This window comes from Achromobacter sp. ACM02, from assembly GCF_014851605.1.
GTDB lineage: Bacteria > Pseudomonadota > Gammaproteobacteria > Burkholderiales > Burkholderiaceae_B > Achromobacter > Achromobacter aegrifaciens.
On record NZ_JACUZY010000008.1, the window covers coordinates 248,205 to 269,975 of the forward strand.

Consider the following 21,771-nt stretch of genomic DNA (forward strand, 5'->3'; position numbering starts at 1 on the left):
CCCGGCAAAGTTGGGCAGGTCCTCGCTAAAAAGCTTTATCATTTCGCCTTTTGGTACTCCTGTCACATACGGCATAACGCAAGGGGGCTGGTGATGAAACTACGGGCGGGTATGCGCTTGGCGCTTGGGGCGATGCTGGTCATGGCGGCCTCGTCGGCGGCGGTGGCGCAGAACAAGGTCGTCAACGTCTACAACTGGGCCGAATACACGGCTCCGGACACAATTCCCGGTTTTGAAAAGGAAACCGGCATCAAGGTCCGCTATGACGTCTACGACAGCAACGACACCCTGCAGGCCAAGTTGTTGGCCGGCAAGTCGGGTTATGACGTCGTTGTCCCGTCCACGCATTACGCCTCGCGCCAGATCGAAGCCGGCCTGTTCCAGAAGCTGGACAAGTCCAAGATCCCGAACTGGAAGTACCTGGATCCCGAAATCATGGCGCTGGTCGCCACCGTCGATCCCGGCAACGAATACGCCATTCCCTGGGGCTACGGCACCAATGGCCTGGGCTACAACGTCACCAAGGTCAAGCAGATCATGGGCGACGGCGTGGACTTGGCCAACTGGGACATGATCTTCAAGCCCGAGAACGCCGCCAAGCTGAAAGAGTGCGGCATCTCGATGCTGGACGAAGCCGCCCAGGTGTTCCCGGCCGTGCTGAAGTACCTGGGCAAGGATCCCAACAGCACCAACGCCGACGACTACAAGGCCGCGCTGGACGTGTTGATGAAGATCCGCCCGTACATCCGCCAGTTCAGCTCGTCGGGCTATATCGACGAGCTGGCCGTGGGAGACCTGTGCATGGTCTACGGCTTTTCCGGCGACGTGATGATCGCTCGCAAGCGCGCCCAGGACGCCAAGAAGTCCTATGAAGTGAACTACTTCATCCCCAAGGGCGGCGCGCCCGCGTGGTTCGACCTGATGGTCATCCCCAAGGATGCTCCGCATCCCGAAGAGGCGCTGGCCTTCATCAACTACATCGAAACGCCCAAGGTGCACGCGGCCATCACCAACACCATGTTCTATCCCAACGCCAACAAAGAGGCGCGGCAGTTCGTGGTCAAGGACGTGGCCGACAACCCCATGATCTACCCGCCGGCGGACGTCTCCAAGACCCTGTATGTGATCAAGGCGCTGCCCTTGAACATCCAACGCCTGCAAAACCGGATGTGGTCCGAGCTGAAGTCTGGAAGATAAGTCATCATGAGCGATAGCCGTTACTCGGCGCAGCATTCGGCCGATCCGGACGAGTTCGTCCGGATTTCCGATGTCGTAAAGATCTTCGGCGATGTGGTCGCCGTCCGTTCCGTCAATCTCTCGGTCAAGCGCAACGAGATCTTCGCCCTGCTCGGCAGTTCGGGCAGCGGCAAGTCCACCTTGCTGCGCATGCTGGCGGGCTTCGAGGAAGCCACCTCGGGCCAGATATTCCTGGACGGCGAAGACATCACGCACGTGCCGCCGTACCGCCGGCCCGTGAACATGATGTTCCAGTCCTACGCGCTGTTCCCGCACATGACGGTCGAGGCCAACGTGGCCTTCGGCCTGAAGCAGGAAGGCGTGGACCGGGCCGAGATCCATGACCGCGTGTTCGAAGCCCTGGACCTGGTCCAGATGGCCGGTTATTCGCGCCGCAAGCCCAACCAGCTGTCGGGCGGCCAGCAGCAGCGCGTGGCCCTGGCGCGCAGCCTGGTCAAGCGGCCCAAGCTGCTGCTGCTGGACGAGCCCATGTCCGCCTTGGACAAGCAGATCCGCCAGAAGACCCAGATCGAACTCGTGAAGATCCTGGAGCAGGTCGGCGTGACCTGCATCATGGTCACGCACGACCAGGAAGAAGCCATGACCATGGCCCACCGCCTGGCCGTCATGACCGAAGGCCAGATCGTCCAATGCGGCACGCCGCAGGACGTCTACGCCTTTCCGAATTCCCGCTTCGTTGCCAGCTTCATCGGGTCGACCAACATGTTCACCGGCACCATCGTGGTCGATGAACCGGACCACGTCGCCATCGAGTGCGGCGAGCTGACCCGTCCGCTCTTCGTCAACCACGGCGTGAGCGAGCCGCTGGGCATGGAAGTGCACGTCTCCATCCGCCCTGAACGGCTGGTGGTGTCGCGCGAGCAGCCCGAAGCCGAATACAACTGGGCCCATGGCATGGTCAGCCACATGGCCTGGATGGGCAGCTACGCGCTTTATCAGATCCGCCTGGATTCCGGCAAGACGGTCGAGGCCAGCGTGCCCAGCCAGTTGCTGGCCCAGATGGACGCGCCCGGCATCGATGAAGAGATCTTCGTCAGCTGGGACGCCGACAGCGCCACGGTGCTGGCGTCATGATCCGCTTTTCGCCCCGCGACTGGTTGCCGTCGGGCCGGGCGCTGGCGGTGGTGCCGCCGTTCGCCTGGCTGGTGCTGTTCCTGCTGGTGCCGTTCCTGCTGGTCCTGAAGATCAGTTTCGCCGAGCTGAAGTTCGGCATTCCGCCCTATACGTCCCTGGCGGAATTCAAGGACGAGGCGGTGCAGTTCAGCCTGCACCTGCGCGGCTACATCCTGCTGTTCACGGACAGCCTGTACTTCGCCACGTATCTGAATTCGGTGAAGATCGCCGCCATCACCACGCTCTTCTGCGTGCTGATCGGCTATCCCATCGCCTATTACATCGCGCGTTCGTCGCCGGCGGTGCGCAACCTGCTGCTTTTGGGTGTGATCCTGCCGTTCTGGACTTCGCTGCTCCTGCGCGTGTACGCCTGGGTCGGCATCCTGCGCAACGACGGGCTGCTCAACAACCTGCTGCAGGGCCTGGGCATCATTTCCAGTCCGCTGGAAATCTACCGCACCGACGTCGCCGTCTACATCGGCATGGTTTACGCCTACCTGCCATTCTTCATCCTGCCGCTGTACGCCACGCTGGTGAAGATGGACCTGCGCCTGCTGGAAGCCGCCTACGATCTGGGCGCCAAGCCCTGGCAGGCGTTCTGGCAGATCACGGTGCCGCTGTCGCGCCAGGGCGTGATTGCCGGCGCCATGCTGGTGTTCATCCCGGCGGTGGGCGAGTACGTGATCCCCGAAATGCTGGGCGGCGCCAACACGCTCATGATGGGCCGCGTGATGTGGAATGAGTTCTTCAACAACGCCGACTGGCCCATGGCTTCGGCCGTGACCTGCGTGATGGTGCTGTTGCTGCTGGTGCCGCTGGTGTACTTCCAATACAACCAGGTCAAGCAGCAGGAACAGGCGAACGGAGGCCGCAAATGAACGGGCCCAACAAGACTTTGCGCGCCGTCGTGCTGGGACTGGGGTACTTTTTCCTGTACGTGCCCATCATCAGCCTGATGGTGTTCTCGTTCAACGAGTCGCCCACCGTCACGTCCTGGACCGGTTTCTCGTTCCGCTGGTATCACTCGCTGTTCAACGACGACGCGCTGCTGCGCGCGGCCTGGCTGTCGTTCCGCATTGCCGCCATGACTGCCACCGCCGCCGTCATCATCGGCACCTGGGCCGGCTACGTGCTGGGGCGCATGGGGCGCTTCCGCGGCTTCGCCTTGTACGTGGGCATGCTGAGCGCGCCGCTGGTCATCCCCGAAGTGGTGCTGGGCATCTCGCTACTGCTGATGTTCGTGGAGCTGCGCGGCAGCCTGGGCTGGCCCGCCGAAAACGGCATCTTCACGATCTGGGTCGGCCACGTGACCCTGTGCATGGCCTTTGTCGCGGTGGTCATCCAGACCCGCATCCGCGACCTGGACCGTTCGCTGGAAGAAGCCGCGCTGGACCTGGGCGCCACGCCCATGACCGTGTTCTTCAAGATCACGCTGCCGCTGATCGCGCCGGCGCTGGCCTCGGCCTGGCTGCTGTCCTTCACCCTGTCGCTGGACGACGTGGTGCTGGCCTCGTTCCTGTCCGGCCCCAGCTCCAGCACGTTGCCCATGGAAGTTTTCTCGCGCGTGCGCCTGGGCCTGAAACCCGAGATCAACGCGCTGGCGACCCTCTTCATCCTGGCGGTCGGCACTTGCGTGATCCTGGCCAACCGCATGCAATGGCGCAAGGAGTCCGAACCCAAATGAAGCAAACCACCCTGTATGGCCTGACCAAGTGCAGCACCTGCGTCAAGGCGCGCGACTGGCTGACGGCGCATGGCGTCGCCCACGCGTTCGTGGACTACCGCGACAACCCGGTGCCGGCCGCCACGCTGAAAGCCTGGGCTGACCAGGTCGGCGGCTGGGAAAAACTGGTCAACCGCACGTCCATGACCTGGCGCAACCTGCCCGAAGAGCGCAAGACGGCGCACACCGATGCGCAGTGGACCCAGTTGATCGCCGAGTATCCGGCATTGGTGCGCCGCCCGGTCACGGTCACGCCCGATGGCGAGGTGAGCGTTGGCTTCAGCGAAAAGCGCTACGGCGAACGTTTCGCCTGAGGCGCCGGCCCAGGCCGGCCTGGCGCCGGGCGCGCCCGGCCGGGCCTTGCCTGACGCCTTCTTCGACCGCGACGCCGCCCAGCTGGCGCGCGAGCTGCCGGGCAAGGTCATCCGCCACCGCGTGGGCGACCTGTGGCTGTCGGCCCGCATCATCGAGACCGAAGCCTATTACCTGGAAGAGAAGGGCAGCCATGCGTCGCTGGGGTACACCCATAAGCGGCGCGCGCTGTTCATGGACGGCGGTACGGTCTACATGTATTACGCCCGCGGCGGGGATTCGCTGAATTTCAGCGCGGGAGGGCCGGGCAATGCCGTGCTGATCAAATCCGCCTATCCCTGGACGGACGCGCTGTCCGGACCGCAAGCGCTGGCCCGCATGCTGGAGTTGAACCCCGATGCGCAAGGGCGGCCGCGACCGGTCTCCGGCCTGTGCGCCGGCCAGACCCTGCTGTGCCGGGCGCTGGGCCTGAAAGTGCCGGACTGGGACGCACGCGGTTTCGACCCGCAGGCGCTGTATGTGGAGGATGTGGGGGAGTCGCCCGAAGCCCTGATCTGCACCACGCGCCTGGGCATTCCGCTGGGCCGGGACGAACACCTGCACTACCGTTTTGTGGACCCTGCTTACGCGGCCTTTTGCACGCGCAATCCCTTGCGCCGCGGACAGCGCGCCGGCCACGACTACGTATGGGTGGACCGCCAGGGCGTGGTGTTGCCAGAGGCGCCGCAGGCGTAACCGACCGGCCCGCGCCCCGGCCGCGTCTGCGCAGGGCGCGTCAGAACCCGCCGGTGGCAATGCGTTCGGCCAGGGCCGCGCGCATGCGCACGTACTTGCGGTGGATGCGCCGGCTGTTCAGGCGCTTGCTCCAGGCATAGATCGGGATCAGCGGCAGGCCGCCGAAGCCGTCGATCAGGTACAAGCCCTGCTTGCCGTCGGCATTCAGGCCACAGGCGATGTTGCTGGCGGAGACATCGTGCAGAACCACGTGGGCATCGGCCAGATCCTGGAAGAATTCGTCCAGCTGCGCGCTGAGGGCGTCGTCGAGCTTGCCCTGCCTGGCCAGGTCCGTCACGGTGGGGGCGATGTTGCCGTCGGCGTCGCGGATTTTCTCGACGACCAGGCCCAAGCCCAGCGTGGTTTGGGCCACGCCGAGTATGCGCGCCATGGGCACCTGCCATACGCCCGAGGGGCGGGTGGTGGTGGTGACGTATTCGTAGATTTCGGTCAGGTAGACGCGGTACGCGCTTTCGCGCTGGTATTGCTTGTACCAGCGCTTGAACGGGCGGGCCTCCAGATAAATCGCGCGGGCGCGCATGTCCATGACCTTGACGAGCAAGGACGGCATGTTGGGGTGCTGGAAGATGTGCCGGTCATGGCCGGAGGCGACCGGCGTGGCGGCGTTCAGGTCCAGCGGCCCGAAGATGGACTGGAAAGACGCCGCGGGCGTACAGAGAGAAGGATCTGCGGGGTTCAAGGGGAGATCAAGCCTGTTTGGATGCTCCCGAGTTTAATCCTTGAGCTGGAGCATGAGTCCGCCAGATGCCGAATCTCGGCCGGATTTACCAGGGAAGGCGTGGCCGGAGTCCTACAATCCCGGCTTTGGAGACGCATCTTTTGAACGACATACATCTGCTTTGGATCGCCGCGGGCGGCGCCGTTCTGGCTTTTTTGGCGACCTTGCTGGCATGGCTGCGCCCGCCCGCGCAGGATGCCCGGCTCGACGCGCTGCTGGAAAGCCTGGAACGCACCGAGCGCGCGCTGCGCGCCGACATCGCGGAAGGGCAGCGCGGCCTGCGCAGCGAATTCGCGGACTCCACCCGCGCCCTGAGGGTGGAGCTGTCGCAGTCGCATGGCGATTTGCGCGCCGGGTTGTCGCGTGACGCCCAGGCCGCGCGCGCGGAGTCGGCGGAATCGCTGGCGCGATTTGCGGCGGGTTTCTCCGAGCAGCTGCAGGGCCTCATCCAGATCAACGAGCGGCGCCTGATGGAAGTGCGCGCCACGGTCGACCAGCGGCTGCAATCGTTGCAAACCGACAACAGCGCCAAGCTCGACGAAATGCGCCGCACCGTGGACGAAAAGCTCCACGCCACGCTGGAGCAGCGCCTGGGCGAGTCCTTCAAGCTGGTGTCGGACCGCCTGGAGGCCGTGCACAAGGGCCTGGGCGAAATGCAGGCCCTGGCGGCGGGCGTGGGCGACCTGAAGCGGGTGCTGACCAACGTCAAGTCGCGCGGCACCTGGGGCGAGGTGCAACTGGCCAGGCTGATCGAGGACAACATGACGCCGGACCAATACGCCAGCAACATCAAGCCCGTGCCGGGCAGCGATGCCGTGGTGGAGTTCGCCATCCGCCTGCCGGGGCGCGGCGATGGCGGCGAACCCGTCTGGCTGCCGATCGACGCCAAGTTTCCCAAGGAAGAGTACGAGCGCCTTATGGACGCGCAGGAAGCCGCCGACACCGAAGGCGTGAAGAACGCCGGCGCCGCGCTGGGCCGCGCGGTGGAACTGCAGGCGCGCCTGATCGCCGGCAAGTACGTGGCGCCGCCGCACACCACCGACTTCGCCATCATGTTCCTGCCTACCGAGAGCCTGTACGCGGAGGTGCTGCGCCGCCCGGGGCTGCTCGATAAGCTGCATGACCTGCGCGTCAACGTGGCCGGCCCCAGCAACCTGGCGGCATTGTTGAACAGCCTGCAGATGGGGTTTCGCACGCTGGCGATCGAACAGCGTTCGTCCGAGGTCTGGCAGGTGCTGCGCGCGGTCAAGACGGAGTTCGGCAAGTTCGGCGAATCCCTGGCCAGCGTCAAGAAGACGCTGGACACCGCCAGCAACAAGATCGGCCAGACGGAAGTGCGCACCCGCGCCATGCTCAAGAACCTGAAAGCCGTCGAGGCGCTGCCCGAAGCCGACGCCCGGCTCCTGCTCGGCACTGCGGACGAGGGCTACACCGGGGACGACGACGAAGACCAGGCCGCAGGCCAGAACTGATCCGGCCGCGGCGGCATCGCAGGGGCGTGAGCTTGTTGCCCGCAGCGACTGCCGATATCCTGGCGTCAGCGGCAATCCGCCGTCAGTCACCTGGAGCATTGCAAGCATGAGCACCGCTGAACGCCATGATTCCTCCACCCTGGACGCGACGGCGCTGGGCGCCGATATCGCACAAGGGGTCACCACTGCGCTTGCTGCGATGCAGCAGGCGGTGGACCGGGTGGCGGCCCGCAATCCCTCGATCAACGCCGCCTGCGGCCTGCAGGCGGAAATCGGCCTACGCCTGGCGCAGTCATTGGACGAGGAGCTGGGCGGCCAGTCGCAGGAACAGCGGTTGGCGCAATTGCAGAGACGGCCGTTCCTGGGCGTACCCACCTTGCTCAAGGACCTGGGCACGGCGGCGCTGGGCCTGCCCAGCGCCATGGGTTCGGTGCTGTACGGCCAGGTGGAATGGAACGTCGACGCCGAGATCGTCAAGCGCTACCGCCGCGCGGGCCTGATTCCGTTCGGCCGCACGACCAGCGCCGAATTGGGCCTGAGCCCCACCACCGAATCGCCGGTCTACGGGCCGGCCACCCAGAACCCCTGGAAGGCGGGCTATAGCGCGGGCGGGTCCAGCGGCGGCGCGGGCGCTGCGCTGGCCAGCGGCATGGTGCGCATCGCCCATGGCAGTGACGGCGGCGGGTCGATCCGCATTCCTTCGTCCTGCTGCGGCGTGCTGGGCCTGAAGCCTTCGCGCGGCTTGATGCCGCTGGGCCCGCTGAAGGGTGAAGGCTGGGGCGGCCTGGCCACCGAACACATGATGACCCTGTCGGTGCGCGACTGCGCCGGGTCGCTGGACATCAGCGCCGGCGCCGACGTGGGTGCGCCTTACGCCGCGCCGGCACTGCCGGCTGACTCCTACCGCGCCGTGGTGGCGCGCGTCGCTGCTGATCCGCAATCGGCCGCACGGCGTCGCATTGCCTTCGTCAACACGACCTACGAGGGCGAGGCCATCCATCCTGAAGTGGCGGCCGCCGTGGACGAGGCCGCGCAGCTTTTCGCGTCGCTGGGCCATGAACTCGTGCCTGCCGCGCCGCCGGTGGGATCCGAGGAGGTGCTGTCGCCGATGCTGCCGCTGATCGCGAGCGCGGCGGCCAACGCCATTGACGCCTTCGTGGCCGCGCGCGGCCGCCGCCTGGCCGCTGATGAATTGCAACCGACAACGCTGGGCGCGCGCGAATACGCCCGCGCCATCTCCGGCGCGCAGTACGTGGCCTGCGTCGATACCTGCCACGAGATCACGCGCCGGGTCGGCCGCTTCCTGGAACGCGACGGCGCGCAAGGCTACGACCTGTTCCTGAGCCCGGTGCTGGCGCAGCCGCCGGCGCCCATCGGCCGCTACGCCATGGACAACGCCGACTACCTGGCCTACCGTTTGGGCAAGAAGGGCGTCATCGGCTATTCGCCGTTTGCGCCCTTGGCCAATCTGACCGGCATGCCCGCCATCTCCATCCCCTTCGGCATGTCGTCCGACGGCCTGCCCATCGGCATCCAGCTGATGGGGCCGCTGGGCAGCGAGGCGCTGCTGCTGGAGTTGGCGGCGCAGGTCGAGGCGCTGCGGCCCTGGGCCCTGGTGGCGCCGATGGCCAGATAGGCCCGAAGGGGCTGACCGCGCCGCGGGCTGGCGGCGCATCAGTGGACCGATCCAGGGAGCAGCCATGTCATCGTTCGCGACGCATACCGTATCCAACCAGGTGCCGCCCCTGGAGGACTACTCCTTGTACGAAACCGACCCGGCCTTGCGCGAGGCGGTGCGGCGCGAAGGCGCGCAAGCCTGGGAGCCGGACCTGGCGGCGCATGGCGCCTGGCTGGGCCGCGCGCAGACGCTGGAAGCCGGCGCGCAGGCCAACCGCTGCACGCCGCGCCTGGTCAGCTACGACCGCGGCGGCCACCGCATCGACCGCGTCGAATTCCATCCGTCCTGGAATCTGCTGATGGGCGGCATCATGGCGCGCGGCCTGCACAGCCGCGCCTGGGCGCAGCCCGAGCCGGGCGCGCAGGTGGCGCGGGCCGCGGCCTATGTCATGCAGGGGCAGGTCGAGGCGGGCAGCCTGTGTCCCACCACCATGACGTTTGCCGCGGTGCCGCTGTTGCAGCGTGAACCTGCGGGCGTCGTGGATTTCGGCGGGCAATGGCTGAACGCCCTGTATTCGCGGGAGTTCGACGGCGCCGACGCGCCGCTGGCCGCGAAGCGCTCGGCCCTGATCGGCATGGGCCTGACGGAGAAGCAGGGCGGCTCCGACCTGCGCGCCGTCACCACGCGCGCCACGCCAGTAGGCGCGCCCGGCCGCGGCCGCGCCTATTTGCTGGTCGGCCACAAATGGTTTTTCTCGGTGCCGCAGGCCGACGCGCATCTGGTGCTGGCGCAGACCGACGAAGGACTCAGTTGCTTTTTCGTGCCGCGCTGGATAACGGACGGACCGCGCAATGCCGTGCGCGTGCGCCGGCTGAAGGACAAGCTGGGCAACCGCAGCAACGCCAGCGCCGAGGTCGAATTCGAGGAAGCCTGGGGCGTCATGGTGGGCGAACCGGGCCGCGGCCTGGCCGTGCTGCTGGAGATGGCCGCCACCACCCGGCTGGATTGCGTGCTGGGCAGCGCGGCGCTGCTGCGGCAGGCGCTGGTGCAGTCGGCGCATCATGCGCGCCACCGTCACGCCTTCGGCAAGCCCTTGATCGAGCAGCCGCTGATGCGCAACGTGCTGGCCGACCTGGCGCTTGAAAGCGAGGCGGCCATGATGCTGGGCCTGCGGCTGGCGCGCGCCGTGGACGAGCGCGCCGACGCCGCGGCGCGGGCCCTGGTCCGCGTGGGCACACCGGCCGCCAAGCTCTGGGTCTGCAAGCGCGCGATCGCCGCGGTGGCCGAATGCATGGAGGTCTGGGGCGGCAACGGCTACGTGGACGACGGCCCTATGCCCCGGCTTTACCGCGAAACCCCGGTCAATTCCATCTGGGAAGGCTCCGGCAACGTCATGGCGCTGGACGTATTGCGCGCCTTGCAGCGCGAGGCCGGGGCGCTGCCCGCGCTGGAGCGCGAGTTTGCGCAGGCGGCGGGGCAGTACCAGGACTTCGACGACGCGCTGGCGCGCTGGCGGACCTTGCTGGCTGATGGCGTCCAGGCCGAGTTCCAGGCTCGTCGCATCGCCGCCGGCCTGGCGCGCTTGTGGCAGGCCGCCTTGCTGATCCAGCATGCGCCTGCGCCGGTGGCGCAGGCTTTTGTCGCCAGCCGCCTGAACGCGGGCGGCGGCGTGTTCGGCGAACTGGCGGCGGGCGCGGATGTGCAGGCCATCCTGGCGCGGGCGTGGCCTGCTGCCGCATGCTAAATTTCCTGGCTTGACCAACCTTCCCGCATTTTTCGCCATGCTTTCCCAGCAAGAACTCAAGCAGCAAGCCGCCGACGCGGCCCTGGAATTCGTTGAACAGGTCGCAGGACCCGACGCCATCATCGGCGTGGGCACGGGCTCCACGGCGGATCTCTTCATCGACGGCCTGGCCCGTTTCAAGGGCCGGATCGGCGGCACGGTGGCCAGTTCCGAGCGCAGCGCCGCCCGGCTTGCCGGACACGGGCTGAAGGTGCTGGACCTGAACGACATCACGACGATGCCGATCTACGTCGACGGCGCCGACGAGATCGACGCCAACCTGCACATGATCAAGGGCGGCGGCGGCGCGCTGACGCGCGAGAAGATCGTGGCTTCGGTGGCCGAGCGCTTCATCTGCATCGCCGACGAGTCCAAGCTGGTGCAGACCATGGGCAAGTTCCCGCTGCCCGTCGAAGTCATCCCCATGGCGCGCGCATCCGTGGCGCGCGCCCTGGCGGCGCTGGGCGGTCAGCCCAAGCTGCGCGAGGGATTCGTCACCGATAACGGCAACGTCATCCTGGACGTGTCCGGCCTGTCCATCACCGACGCGCCAGGCCTGGAAGCCCGGGTCAACAATCTGGCGGGCGTAGTGACCTGCGGCCTGTTCGCGATCGCGGGCGCCGACGTGGCCCTGCTGGCCACGCAAAACGGCATCCGTCGGCTGGACCGCCGCGCCTGAGTCCGCTTGCCGACGCCTCCCGGCGTTGCCCCGGCCGGCCCGCCTTGTGGCCGCCGGGGTCCGTGTTCATAATCCTGTCACACTTGGGTCATAACCTTGCGGGTTGTGCAGGCCCATCTCGTAATATCCTTTTTTCAGGGCAGTGCAATGAGACCAAACACGCAGGGAGCCCGGATGTCGGAGCATACAAACAAGCAGTTCGATGCGGACCTCGAAAGCGTCCGTTCGCAGTTCCTGCAAATGGGCGGCCTTGTGGAAGCCATGATCCAGGAGGCCATCGACGCGCTCGCCAGCGGCGACATTTCGCTGGTCGAGAAAGTCCGTGAGCGTGAAAAGGAAGTCAACCGCCACGAAGTCGAAATCGACGAGAGCATCAGCCGCATCCTGGCGCGCCACCAGCCCACCGCCATCGACCTGCGCATGCTGATGGCCGTGTCCAAGATGCTGACCGACATGGAGCGTTCCGGCGATGAAGCCGAGAAGGTCGCCACCGTCGCGCGCCGCATCCACGAAGCCGAACTGCGCCACATCCCGGTGATCGAACTGCGCCACATGGCTGCCAATGTGCGCACCATGCTGCATCAGGCGCTGGACGCGTTCGCCCGCCTCGATCCCATCCAGGCCGCCGCCGTCGTGCGCAGCGATAAGGAAGTGGACAAGGAATGGAAGGGCGCGCTGCGCCACCTGATCACGTACATGATCGAAGATCCGCGCACCATCTCGCGCGCCATCGACATGATCTTCATCGCGCGCGCGCTGGAACGCATCGGCGACCACGCCAAGAACATGTCCGAGCGCGTGATCTACATGGTCAAGGGCGCCGACGTGCGCCACACCGGCGTGAAGAACACCGAGCGCCTGGCGCGCGGTGAAGAAGAAGACACGGAAGAGTAAGCGTCAGTCCAGGGGCAGCGTCGCCCCTGCCTGCAGGCGCGGGTCCGGCAGGCCGGCTTTGCCGGCGTCGATGCGGCCCGCCAGCCTGCGGCCGAATGCCGGCAAGGCAAGCGCGGTGATCTCCAGGTCGTACCATCCCTGGCAACCGCCGTAGGCAAGATCCAGCGAGCCGTCCGCTTGCACGTGCGCCATGGCGCACCAGCCGTCGCCCATGCGCGACTCCACTTTTACCGCCTGCGGCGTTTCGCCGCGATTGACGAGACGCAGGCTCAGGCCGGTCGCCGCCGGCATCACTTGCGCCTCCAGCGTGCCGGCATCGCGCGCATCGCCGCGGAAGTGCCGGTGCAGGCCGTCGGGGCCCAGCAGCCACAAGTCATAGGCGCCATCGGCGTGCAGGCGCCAGCCGTCGTCCAGCCGCGCGCCTGCGCTCGCGGTATAGCGGCGCGGCGCGTGTTCCAGCGCGTGGCGGTCGTAGACATGCAGCACCGCGCCTGCGGCGCCGGGATTGCGCAGGGTCAGCCGGTAATGTCCGCCGTCGGCAGCCATGCGGCCTTGGACGTCCAGCGCGTACGGCAGGGCGCAAGCCTGGCGCAGGCCTTCGGCGTGCGCGCCGCGGGCGGCAGCGAAGTCGAAGGCCGAGGTCAGGTCGCCGGCGATCTCGCGCCGCCAGGCGCTGATATTGGGTTCCAGCACGCCAAATCGCGCTTCCAGGAAACGGATCACCGACGTGTGGTCGAACACCTGGGAATTGACCCAGCCGCCACGGCTCCAGGGCGAGACCACCAGCATCGGCACGCGCGGCCCCAGCCCGAACCCGCGCCCATGCAGTCCGGCAGGGTCGTCGGGCGTGGCGGCGCTGGGCCCATGGCGCGCGTCGTGGTATTCGCCGTCCAGCTCGACCGTGGAGAGGCCGCCCGATAGGCCGTCGGCCGCGCGGGCAGGCGGCGCAGGCGGCGGCATGTGGTCAAAGAAGCAGTCGTTCTCGTCGTAGGTGACGAAGAACACGCAGCGGCTCCAGACCTCGGGATTGCGGGTCAGGATGTCCAGCACGCGCTCCGTGTAGGCACCGCCCCTTGCCGGCGACGAGACCTCGGGGTGTTCGGAATCGGCCGTGGGCGCAATGATCCAGGACACCTGCGGCAGCGTGCCAGCGGCGACGTCGCGGGCCAACTGGTCCAGCGTGCACGTGGACAGGCCGCGGTCGCGCAGGGGCGCGTCGCCGGCCGCGCCCGCATGCTGCCGGCGGTACTGCTGGAAGCCGGCCAGCGGATTGTCGTGATAGTTGTCCGCCATGTCCTGGTAGATGCGCCAGTCCACGCCGGCGTCCTGCAGGCGTTCGGGATAGGTGGTCCAGGCATAGCCTTCGCTGGCGGGCCCCAGGCGGTCGAAGGTATTCACCAGGGCTGGGCCGCCCGCCAGGCCTTGCGGATCATTGGTGCCGGTCCAGAGGAACAGCCGGTTGGGATTGGTGCCGGCATGGATCGAACAATGATAGGCGTCGCACAGGGTGAAGGCGTTTGCCAGCGCGGTCTGGAACGGCACCTCCTCGCCACGGTAGGCGCCCATGCCCAGGCGGCTCTTGGCGGGCAGCCATTGGTCCATGCGGCCGTCGTTCCAGGCGCGCTGCGCGTCGTCCCAGGTGTGCGGCGTGATGTAGCCCACCTGTGCATCGCTGGCGTATTCGGCCTGCAGGGCATAGGGGCGGACCTGCGCCGCACTATCCGCCTGCGTCAGCACATTGCCCGTCAGCGTGGGGGCGGGATGCGGATCGGCGAAGCCGCGCACGCCGGGCAAGGTGCCGAAATAGTGGTCGAAAGAGCGGTTTTCCTGCATCAGGATCACCACGTGCTGCACGTCCTGCAGCGTGCCCGCGCGGCGGTCGGGCGCGATGCCGAGCGCGCGTTCGATGGGCGAGGAGGGGGACAGGCGCGATTCTTCTTTCATGACAGCGATGATACGGCCAGCAGTACTTGAATCTTAAGGCCGGCGCCAAGGCGGACGCTGGCGCCGGAAATGAACAGCCCCTCGCGGGCGAGGGGCTGCATCGGGTGGGCCGCCATCAGCTTGCGGCCGGAAAAGGCGCGGCCGGATCAGGCCGAGGGCGGAACGTAGCCCTGCGCTTCGACGGTGCCGTCTTCGAACAGGAAGCGCTCCATCTGTTCCTTCAGGTACTTGCGGGCGCGGGCGTCCGCAAGGTTCAGGCGGTTTTCATTGACCAGGCGCGTCTGGATGGCCTTCCATTCTTCCCAAGCTTCCTTGGAAATGCTCTGCCAGATCTTGGTGCCGAGTTCGCCGGGGTAGGGGGGGAAATCCAGCCCTTCGGCTTCACGCTTCAGTTTTACACAGTTGACGATACGGGCCATGGTTCGCTGCCGGAAGAAATGAGTAATCCTGCATTTTAACGGGCTTGGCGACCTGATGGCGCCAAGCCCCTGCGGACCCTGCGGGTAGCCCGGGTGTTACAGCTTCTTGATGAAGACCAGGCTGTTGCGCGAACGGTTGTAATTGTGCTGTTTTTCACGCGGCAGGTCGGCGATGCCGCCCTGCACGAAACCGCGCTTCATGAACCAGTGCGAGGTGCGCGTCGTCAGTACGAACAGGCGCTTGGCGCCGACGGCGCGCGCGCGCGATTCCATGTGGCGCAGCAGGATTTCGCCTTCGCCCGAACCCTGCCATTCCGGATGCACGATCAGGCAGGCCATTTCGGCCATCTGCTCTTCGGGGAAACTGTGCAGGGCCGCGCAGCCGTAGATGACGCCGTCGTGCTCCAGCACGGTGAAGTTTTCCACGTCGCGCTCGACCACGCTGCGCGGACGCGGCACCAGCGTGCCGTCGGCTTCCAGCGGTTCGATCAGGCTGAGGATGGCGCCGACGTCGTCGATCGTGGCGGCGCGCAGGTCGTCCAGCGTGTCTTCCACCACCATGGTGCCGACGCCGTCGTGGGTGAAGATTTCCAGCAGCACGCTGCCGTCCAGCGCGAACGGCAGCAGGTGGGCGCGGGCCACGCCGCGCTTGACCGCGAGCGAGGCGTACTGCAGGAAGGCATGGGTCTCTTCGTCGAGTTCACCGCCGGCCAGCAGGGCGTCGGCGTCCACGCGGGCGAGTTCAGTGTCCAGCGTGCCGTCGTCGTTCAGCACGCCCTGCGAGCTGGACAGGAAGATGAGTTTTTCAGCGCGCAGCGCCACCGCGACGCTGGTGGCCAGGTCTTCCATGGCCAGGTTGAACGCGTCGCCGGTGGGCGAGAAGCCCAGCGGCGACAACAGCACCACGGACGAGCCCTTTTCGATGGCGAACTTGAGCGCGTCGATGTCGATCTTGCGCACCTGGCCGGTGTGCTTGTAGTCCACCCCGTCCAGCACGCCGGTCGGGCGGGCGGTGACGAAGTTGCCGGAGATGACACGGATATGGGCGTGCGACATGGGCGTGTTCGGCAGCCCCTGGCTGAAGGCGGCCTCGATGTCCAGGCGGATTTCGCCGGCGGCTTCCTTGGCGCATTCCAGCGCGGCGGCGTCGGTGGGCGACAGGCCGCGGTCGAATTGCTGGGTAAAGCCCTTCAGGCGCAGCTGCTCATTGACCTGCGGACGCGAGCCGTGCACCAGCACCAGGCGGATGCCCAGCGAGGACAGCAGCGACAAGTCCTGCACCAGCGCGTTCAGCGCGCCGGCCTGCACCAGTTCACCGCCGAAAGCCACCACGAACGTCTTGCCTCGGAACGCATGCACATAAGGCGCCACTTCTCGGAACCATCGGACGAATTGGGCGGGTGCGAATTCTGGGGCTTCAAGGGCGGAGACGGTGTCTGGTTCCAGGTCGGGCATGATGGGCGGAAGGATTCCTGAGAGTAAGCAAAAACGCGGCGCCGTGCCGCGCCATAGCGCCGTCGGACGACGGCGTGGCGAAATTATATGACCGTCGTGCCCCGGCGCAGGCGGAAAAGAGTGCCAATTTGGTGCCGGATTTGCCGGTTTGCGCCCGCGGCGCCAGCAGCGGGCTCGCGGAAATTTATAATGCCGGGCTAACCGGACTAATCGTACATGCCTGAATCCTCCAGCCCGCGTGCGCCCAAGGCCGCGGACGCGGCGGCTCCGGCGGCAGCGGCGGACGCGCAGAACGCGCGCCGCGCGCCGCGCCCCGAGCGGCCCATACCCGTGGTGACCTACCCCGAAGACCTGCCCGTCAGCGCGCGGCGCCAGGAGATCGCGCGCGCCATCGCCAGCCACCAGGTGGTGATCGTCAGCGGCGAAACCGGGTCGGGCAAGACCACCCAGCTGCCCAAGATCTGCCTGGAGCTGGGCCGCGGCCGCCAGAAGATGATCGGCCACACCCAGCCGCGCCGCCTGGCCGCGACGTCGGTGGCCAAGCGCATCGCCGAAGAGCTGAACACCCCCATGGGCGAGGTCGTGGGCTACCAGGTGCGTTTCAACGACCGCACCGGCCCCAACGCGTCCATCAAGCTGATGACGGACGGCATCCTGCTGGCCGAATCGCAGCGCGATCCGCTCTTGCGCCGCTACGACACCATCATCATCGACGAGGCGCACGAGCGCAGCCTGAACATCGATTTCCTGCTGGGCTACCTGAAGCAGCTGCTGCCCCGCCGCCCGGACCTGAAGATCATCATCACCTCGGCGACCATCGACGCCGAGCGCTTCGCCCGGCACTTCGGCGCTTCCGAGGACCGGCCCGCGCCCGTCATCGAGGTGTCCGGCCGCCTGTACCCCGTCGAGGTCCGCTACCGTCCCGTGCGCGAGGAGCTCCCGGAAGACGAGGCCGCCCCGGCCAAGCCCGGCCGGGACCGCGAACGGATGTCGGGCGACGAAGAGCGCGACCTGATCGACGCCATCGTGGACGCGGTGGACGAGTGCGCGCGCCACGGCCCGGGCGACGTGCTGGTGTTCCTGCCTGGCGAGCGCGAGATCCGCGAATCCGCCGAGGCGCTGCGCAAGCGCCATCCGGCCGGCACCGAAGTCTTGCCGCTGTACGCGCGCCTGTCGCAGGCCGAGCAGGAGCAGATCTTCCATCCGCGCACCAATGCGCGGCGCATCGTGCTGGCCACCAACGTGGCGGAAACCTCGCTGACCGTGCCGGGCATCCGCTTCGTGGTCGACAGCGGGCTGGCGCGCATCAAGCGCTATTCCTGGCGCAACAAGGTCGAGCAGCTGCGCATCGAGCCGATCAGCCGCGCTTCGGCCAACCAGCGCGCCGGCCGTTGCGGCCGGGTCGGGCCGGGCGTCTGCATCCGGCTCTACGACGAGCTGGACTTCAACAACCGGGCGCCGTTCACGGACCCGGAAGTCCTGCGCTCGTCGCTGGCCTCGGTCATCCTGCGGATGAAGTCCCTGAAGCTGGACGACATCGAGCAGTTCCCCTTCGTCGAGGCGCCGCCCGGGCGCGCGGTGGCCGACGGCTACCATCTGCTGCAGGAACTGGGCGCGATCGAACTGGCGTTGGCCTCGGACGACGACACGGACGCTTCCCGTACCGGCTCGTCCTTCGTGCTGACGCGCACGGGACATGAACTGGCCAAGCTGCCGGTGGACCCGCGCATCGGCCGCATGATCCTGGCCGCGCGCGAACACCAGTGCCTGGCCGAGATGCTGATCATCGCCTCGGCCCTGTCGGTGCAGGACGCGCGCGATCGCCCCATGCAGGAACGCGAGGCGGCTGAAGCCGCGCACGCCAAGTTCGCCGACGACAAGTCCGAGTTCATCTCCTTCCTGAAGCTGTGGCGCTGGTACGGCGAGCAGGTGCAGCACAAGGCCTCGCAGCGCAAGCTGGTGGCCCTGCTGCGCCAGAACTTCCTGTCGCCGATCCGGCTGCGCGAATGGCACGACGTGCACACGCAGCTGGCCGCGCTGGTGGGCGAGCAGGGCTGGCGCCTGAACCAGACCGAGGCCACCTACGAGCAGCTGCACATGGCGCTGCTGTCGGGCCTGTTGGGCAATATCGGCTTCAAGAGCGACGAAGGCGGTCATTACCAGGGCGCGCGCGAGATCCGCTTCCATATCCACCCCGGTTCGCGGCTGGTGAAGAAGGCGGGGCGCTGGATCGTGGCGGCCGAACTGGTCGAGACCACGCGGCTGTACGCGCGTTGCGTGGCGCGCATCGATCCGGTGTGGCTGGAAAAAGTCGGCGCGCACCTGATCCGCAAGAACTGGTCCGATCCGCGTTGGGAAAAGAAGGCCGGGCAGGTGGTGGCCAATGAACGGGCCACGCTTTACGGGCTGACCATCTACACCGGCCGGCGCATCCAGTACGGCCGGGTCAATCCGACCCAGGCGCGCGAGCTGTTCATCCGTCAGGCATTGGTGCCGGGCGAGATCGACACGCGGCTGGCGTTCGTGGCGCACAACCGCAAGCTGATCGCAGGCATCGAAAAGCTGGAACATCAGACCCGCCGCCCGGACATCCTGGTCGACGACGAGCTGATCCACGCCTTTTACGACAGGCAACTGCCGGCCGACATTTCGCAGACGGCGACGCTGGAAAAGTGGGTGTCGGGGCTGGACAAGGCTGCCGCCGCCAAGCTGCTGCTGACGCGCGACGAACTGATGCGCCACGAGGCCGCGGGCGTCACGACCGATGTCTTTCCCAAGAAGGTGGAATGGCAGGGCGTGTCGATGGCGCTGGATTACCACTTCGAACCCGGTTCGCCGCGTGACGGTGTGACCCTGTCGGTGCCGCTGTTCGCGCTCAACCAGATCGATCCGGCGCGCTGCGAATGGCTGGTGCCCGGGATGCTGAAGGAAAAGGTGCACCTGCTCCTGAAGTCGCTGCCGCAGAAGCTGCGCCGCCACTGCGTGCCGCTGCCGGACTATGCCGCAGGCTTCTACGACCGCTGGTTCGAGCGCCAGGCCGACCCGCAGCAGGGGTTGGTCGATGCCATCATCGCCGACATGTGGGACCAGGTGCAGATCCGCCCAGCCGCGGCGGACTTCAAGCTGGAGACCCTGCCGGCCCACCTGTTCATGAACTTCCGGGTGGTGGATGAGCACGGCCGCATGCTGGCGGCCGGACGCAACCTGGCGCAACTGCGCGCCGAGTTCGGCAAGCAGGCGCAGGCCACGTTCCAGCAGCTGGCGGCCAGCGACACCCAGGTGGCCCAGGCGCTGGCGCACGAGAACCTGACCTCCTGGTCCTTCGGCCCCTTGCCGGAGATCATGGAGATCAAGCGGCGCGGGCAGTCGGTGATCGGCTATCCGGCGCTGGTGGACCGCGGCGCGCATTGCGACCTGGACGTGTTCGACGATCCGGACGAAGCGCGCAAGCACCACCGCGCGGGCTTGCTCAGGCTGTTCCGGCTGGGCTTGCGCGAGCAGGTGAAGTTCCTGGAAAAGAACCTGGCGGACCTGACCAAGATCAGCATGCTCTACATGACGCTGGGGACGCAGGAAGAGCTGCGCGACCAGATCATCGATTGCGCGCTGGGGCAGGCTTGCCTGGCCGATCCCTGGCCGGTCAACGAGCAGCAGTTCGAGGCCCGGCGGGCCGAGGGCAAGGGCCGGCTGGGTCTTTTGGCGCAGGAAGTGGCGCGGCTGGCGGGGGCGGTGCTGACGGAATGGGCGGCAGTGCAGCGCAAGTTGCCGCAGGCCAAGCCGCATGCTGCTGCCTACGCGGACTTGCAGGCGCAGCTGGGGGCGTTGATGCCCAAATGGTTCATCCGCGATACGCCGTATGCGCAGCTTGCGCATTTTCCGCGGTATCTGAAGGCGGTTCTGGCTCGCATCGACAAGCTGCGGGCGGATCCGGCCAGGGATGCCAAGCTGGTGGCGGAGATGGCGCCTTTGCTGACGCAGTATCAGCGGGCGCGGTCGGCGCTGAAAGGGGCGCCGGATCCGCGGCTGGATGAGTTCCGGTGGCTGCTGGAGGAGCTGCGGGTGGCATTGTTTGCGCAGGAGTTGCGGACGCCGATGCCGGTTTCTGTGAAACGGTTGATGAAGAGCTGGGAGTCGCTTAAGCGTTGATTGCTTTTGTGGTTTGTTTTATTTCTATTGTGATTGATCGTCGGGCGGGGTCTTCGTAGGCCGCCCGTCGGCGCGGACGGCGTGGCGGCTCGCGCCCACGATTGCGGTCCGGAGCGTTCGCTCCGGACTGCCCCTTCGTCATCTTCGTCAAGGCCTGCGGCCTTTCCTTCAGATTCCCTCGGGCGCATCGAGGTTGCGAGCCGCCACGCCGCCCGCGCCGACGGGCTACGAGCGTCTCGGGACGTCGCGATGTCGAAGTCGTGGGTGGGGAGAGTCTAGCGAGGCCCGCCGCATTTGGCCGCCCGGGCGGCCAAATGCGGCCTACGCGCTGTCTTGCGCCGCAGCTATGGACGCTCGCGCGATGTGACTGGGTAGGGGGCAGAGAAGCTGTAGGAAACAGGGGGGGTAGACGCCCGGATGTCCGGGCGCCTTTTCTTACAGGGCCAGGAAGCCCACGACCACCAGGGCGATCAGGCCGTACTTGGTGGCCTTGTAGACATTGCGGTTCCAGGCCTTGAAGGCCTTGCGCTTCTGGTCGATGACCCAGTGGGCGTGGGTCAGCTTGTTGATGGCGCCGGTCTGGTCGCCGCCGTCGTTGGGCGAGCTGGCGGCGGACATGACGACGCGGCCGAACCAGCGGTTGAAGGCTTCGGCCCAGCGCCACTTCAGCGGGCGCTCCACGTCGCAGAACAGGATGATGCGGTTCTGGTCGGTGTGGTTGTAGGCTTCGTGCACGTAGGTTTCGTCAAAAACCACGCTTTCGCCGTCGCGCCAGCTGTAGTGTTCGCCGTCGACGATGATGTGGCAGCCGTCGTCGTTCGGGGTGACCAGGCCCAGGTGGTAGCGCAGGGACCCGGCGAACGGGTCGCGGTGCGGGTTCAACTGGCCGCCCGGCGGCAGTTCGGCGAACATCGCGGCCTTGACCTTGGGCAGGGTCTTCAGGATGGCGACGGTCTTGGGGCAGAGTTCTTCGGCGGACGGGTGGCGCGCGTCGTACCACTTCAGGTAGAAACGCTTCCAGCCGTACTTGAAGAAGGAATTGAAGCCGATGTCGTTATGCGTGTCGGCGGCCTTGATGCGGCGCAGCTCGGCCATCTGTTGGGCTTCTTCGCGGATCGTTTCCCAGTTGTCGTCCAGCACCTTGAGTTCGGCGATTTCGCTGGTCGTCAGGTAGGGCGTGGTGGGAACCCGCGAGGTCAGCACCATGAAGGCGTTGACGGGGGCTAGCAGTACGGAATGGTCCAGCAATTGGCGGCCCAGCGGCAGCTTGACGCGGCCGCGGAAGTGCGCAAACAGGATGGCGCTCAGCCAGATCCCGGGAATTAGCCATTTCATAGGTGAATCTCGTGCGTAAATCTCATGTCAACAATGGAAGATGACGTGCAACGTGTATTGTTACACAGGCGCTTGCGTAGTCCTTTGCGCGAGCGCACAGGCCTCGGC

17 protein-coding genes are annotated in these 21,771 nt (G+C 66.7%); 12 read left to right on the top strand and 5 right to left on the bottom strand.

The features are described 5' to 3' along the window. The first annotated feature begins 93 nt into the window (after positions 1 to 93). Genes IB258_RS24265 through IB258_RS24290 form a run of 6 tightly spaced genes read left to right on the top strand, consistent with a single transcriptional unit; the run spans position 94 to position 5,140 of the window. Entirely contained in the window at positions 94 to 1,197 is a 1,104-nt protein-coding gene (locus IB258_RS24265) for a polyamine ABC transporter substrate-binding protein (protein ID WP_119450499.1), read from the top strand. Between the two features lie 6 nt (positions 1,198 to 1,203). Next, positions 1,204 to 2,331, top strand: a complete 1,128-nt coding sequence (locus IB258_RS24270; protein WP_054451160.1) for an ABC transporter ATP-binding protein — start codon at positions 1,204 to 1,206, stop codon at positions 2,329 to 2,331. Then, on the top strand, positions 2,328 to 3,248 hold the full coding sequence (locus IB258_RS24275) for an ABC transporter permease subunit (RefSeq protein WP_119450498.1): 921 nt from the start codon (positions 2,328 to 2,330) through the stop codon (positions 3,246 to 3,248). Before IB258_RS24270 ends, IB258_RS24275 begins: the two co-directional genes overlap by 4 nt. Further along, on the top strand, positions 3,245 to 4,054 hold the full coding sequence (locus IB258_RS24280) for an ABC transporter permease subunit (RefSeq protein WP_042792726.1): 810 nt from the start codon (positions 3,245 to 3,247) through the stop codon (positions 4,052 to 4,054). The genes IB258_RS24275 and IB258_RS24280 overlap by 4 nt, the downstream gene beginning before the upstream one ends. After that, on the top strand, positions 4,051 to 4,407 hold the full coding sequence (locus IB258_RS24285) for an arsenate reductase (RefSeq protein WP_054451162.1): 357 nt from the start codon (positions 4,051 to 4,053) through the stop codon (positions 4,405 to 4,407). Before IB258_RS24280 ends, IB258_RS24285 begins: the two co-directional genes overlap by 4 nt. A gap of 19 nt (positions 4,408 to 4,426) precedes the next feature. Next, a complete protein-coding gene (locus IB258_RS24290) occupies positions 4,427 to 5,140 on the top strand; it encodes a DNA-3-methyladenine glycosylase (protein ID WP_119450571.1) in 714 nt (237 codons plus the stop codon). Between the two features lie 40 nt (positions 5,141 to 5,180). Here IB258_RS24290 and IB258_RS24295 read toward each other — a convergent pair whose 3' ends face one another. Then, on the bottom strand, positions 5,181 to 5,879 hold the full coding sequence (locus IB258_RS24295) for a PhoP regulatory network YrbL family protein (RefSeq protein WP_054451163.1): 699 nt from the start codon (positions 5,877 to 5,879) through the stop codon (positions 5,181 to 5,183). A 140-nt stretch (positions 5,880 to 6,019) separates the two neighbouring features. Here IB258_RS24295 and rmuC point away from each other — a divergent pair, with 140 nt between their 5' ends. The 5 genes from rmuC to phoU all read left to right on the top strand — a co-directional run bounded on the left by rmuC (position 6,020) and on the right by phoU (position 12,364). Then, positions 6,020 to 7,390 (top strand): DNA recombination protein RmuC, encoded by a 1,371-nt coding sequence (gene rmuC / locus IB258_RS24300; RefSeq protein ID WP_192353306.1) that lies wholly within the window; start codon positions 6,020 to 6,022, stop codon positions 7,388 to 7,390. A gap of 106 nt (positions 7,391 to 7,496) precedes the next feature. Beyond that, complete coding sequence (locus IB258_RS24305; protein ID WP_192353307.1) at positions 7,497 to 9,026, top strand: amidase; 1,530 nt, start codon at positions 7,497 to 7,499, stop codon at positions 9,024 to 9,026. A 64-nt stretch (positions 9,027 to 9,090) separates the two neighbouring features. After that, positions 9,091 to 10,752 carry an isovaleryl-CoA dehydrogenase gene (locus tag IB258_RS24310; protein ID WP_192353308.1) on the top strand — a complete coding sequence of 554 codons (1,662 nt, stop codon included), beginning with the start codon at positions 9,091 to 9,093 and terminating at the stop codon, positions 10,750 to 10,752. Positions 10,753 to 10,789: 37 nt separating this feature from the next. Further along, the gene (gene rpiA, locus IB258_RS24315; protein WP_054451340.1) at positions 10,790 to 11,470 is read left to right on the top strand and encodes a ribose-5-phosphate isomerase RpiA; all 681 of its coding nucleotides are present in this window, start codon (positions 10,790 to 10,792) and stop codon (positions 11,468 to 11,470) included. 174 nt (positions 11,471 to 11,644) lie between these two features. After that, positions 11,645 to 12,364 carry a phosphate signaling complex protein PhoU gene (gene phoU / locus IB258_RS24320; protein WP_054451167.1) on the top strand — a complete coding sequence of 240 codons (720 nt, stop codon included), beginning with the start codon at positions 11,645 to 11,647 and terminating at the stop codon, positions 12,362 to 12,364. A gap of 3 nt (positions 12,365 to 12,367) precedes the next feature. Here phoU and IB258_RS24325 read toward each other — a convergent pair whose 3' ends face one another. The 3 genes from IB258_RS24325 to argA all read right to left on the bottom strand — a co-directional run bounded on the left by IB258_RS24325 (position 12,368) and on the right by argA (position 16,182). Then, a complete protein-coding gene (locus IB258_RS24325; RefSeq protein ID WP_192353309.1) occupies positions 12,368 to 14,308 on the bottom strand; it encodes a phosphocholine-specific phospholipase C in 1,941 nt (646 codons plus the stop codon). Between the two features lie 146 nt (positions 14,309 to 14,454). Then, positions 14,455 to 14,727 carry an oxidative damage protection protein gene (locus IB258_RS24330; RefSeq protein WP_054451169.1) on the bottom strand — a complete coding sequence of 91 codons (273 nt, stop codon included), beginning with the start codon at positions 14,725 to 14,727 and terminating at the stop codon, positions 14,455 to 14,457. A 96-nt stretch (positions 14,728 to 14,823) separates the two neighbouring features. Then, positions 14,824 to 16,182, bottom strand: a complete 1,359-nt coding sequence (gene argA / locus IB258_RS24335; protein WP_054451170.1) for an amino-acid N-acetyltransferase — start codon at positions 16,180 to 16,182, stop codon at positions 14,824 to 14,826. 216 nt (positions 16,183 to 16,398) lie between these two features. On the opposite strand from argA, the gene hrpA reads away from it, so the two are divergent. Further along, positions 16,399 to 20,328, top strand: a complete 3,930-nt coding sequence (gene hrpA, locus IB258_RS24340) for an ATP-dependent RNA helicase HrpA (RefSeq protein WP_054451171.1) — start codon at positions 16,399 to 16,401, stop codon at positions 20,326 to 20,328. Positions 20,329 to 20,763: 435 nt separating this feature from the next. Here hrpA and lpxO read toward each other — a convergent pair whose 3' ends face one another. Further along, positions 20,764 to 21,663 (bottom strand): lipid A hydroxylase LpxO, encoded by a 900-nt coding sequence (lpxO, locus tag IB258_RS24345; protein ID WP_054451172.1) that lies wholly within the window; start codon positions 21,661 to 21,663, stop codon positions 20,764 to 20,766. Positions 21,664 to 21,771 lie beyond the last annotated feature (108 nt).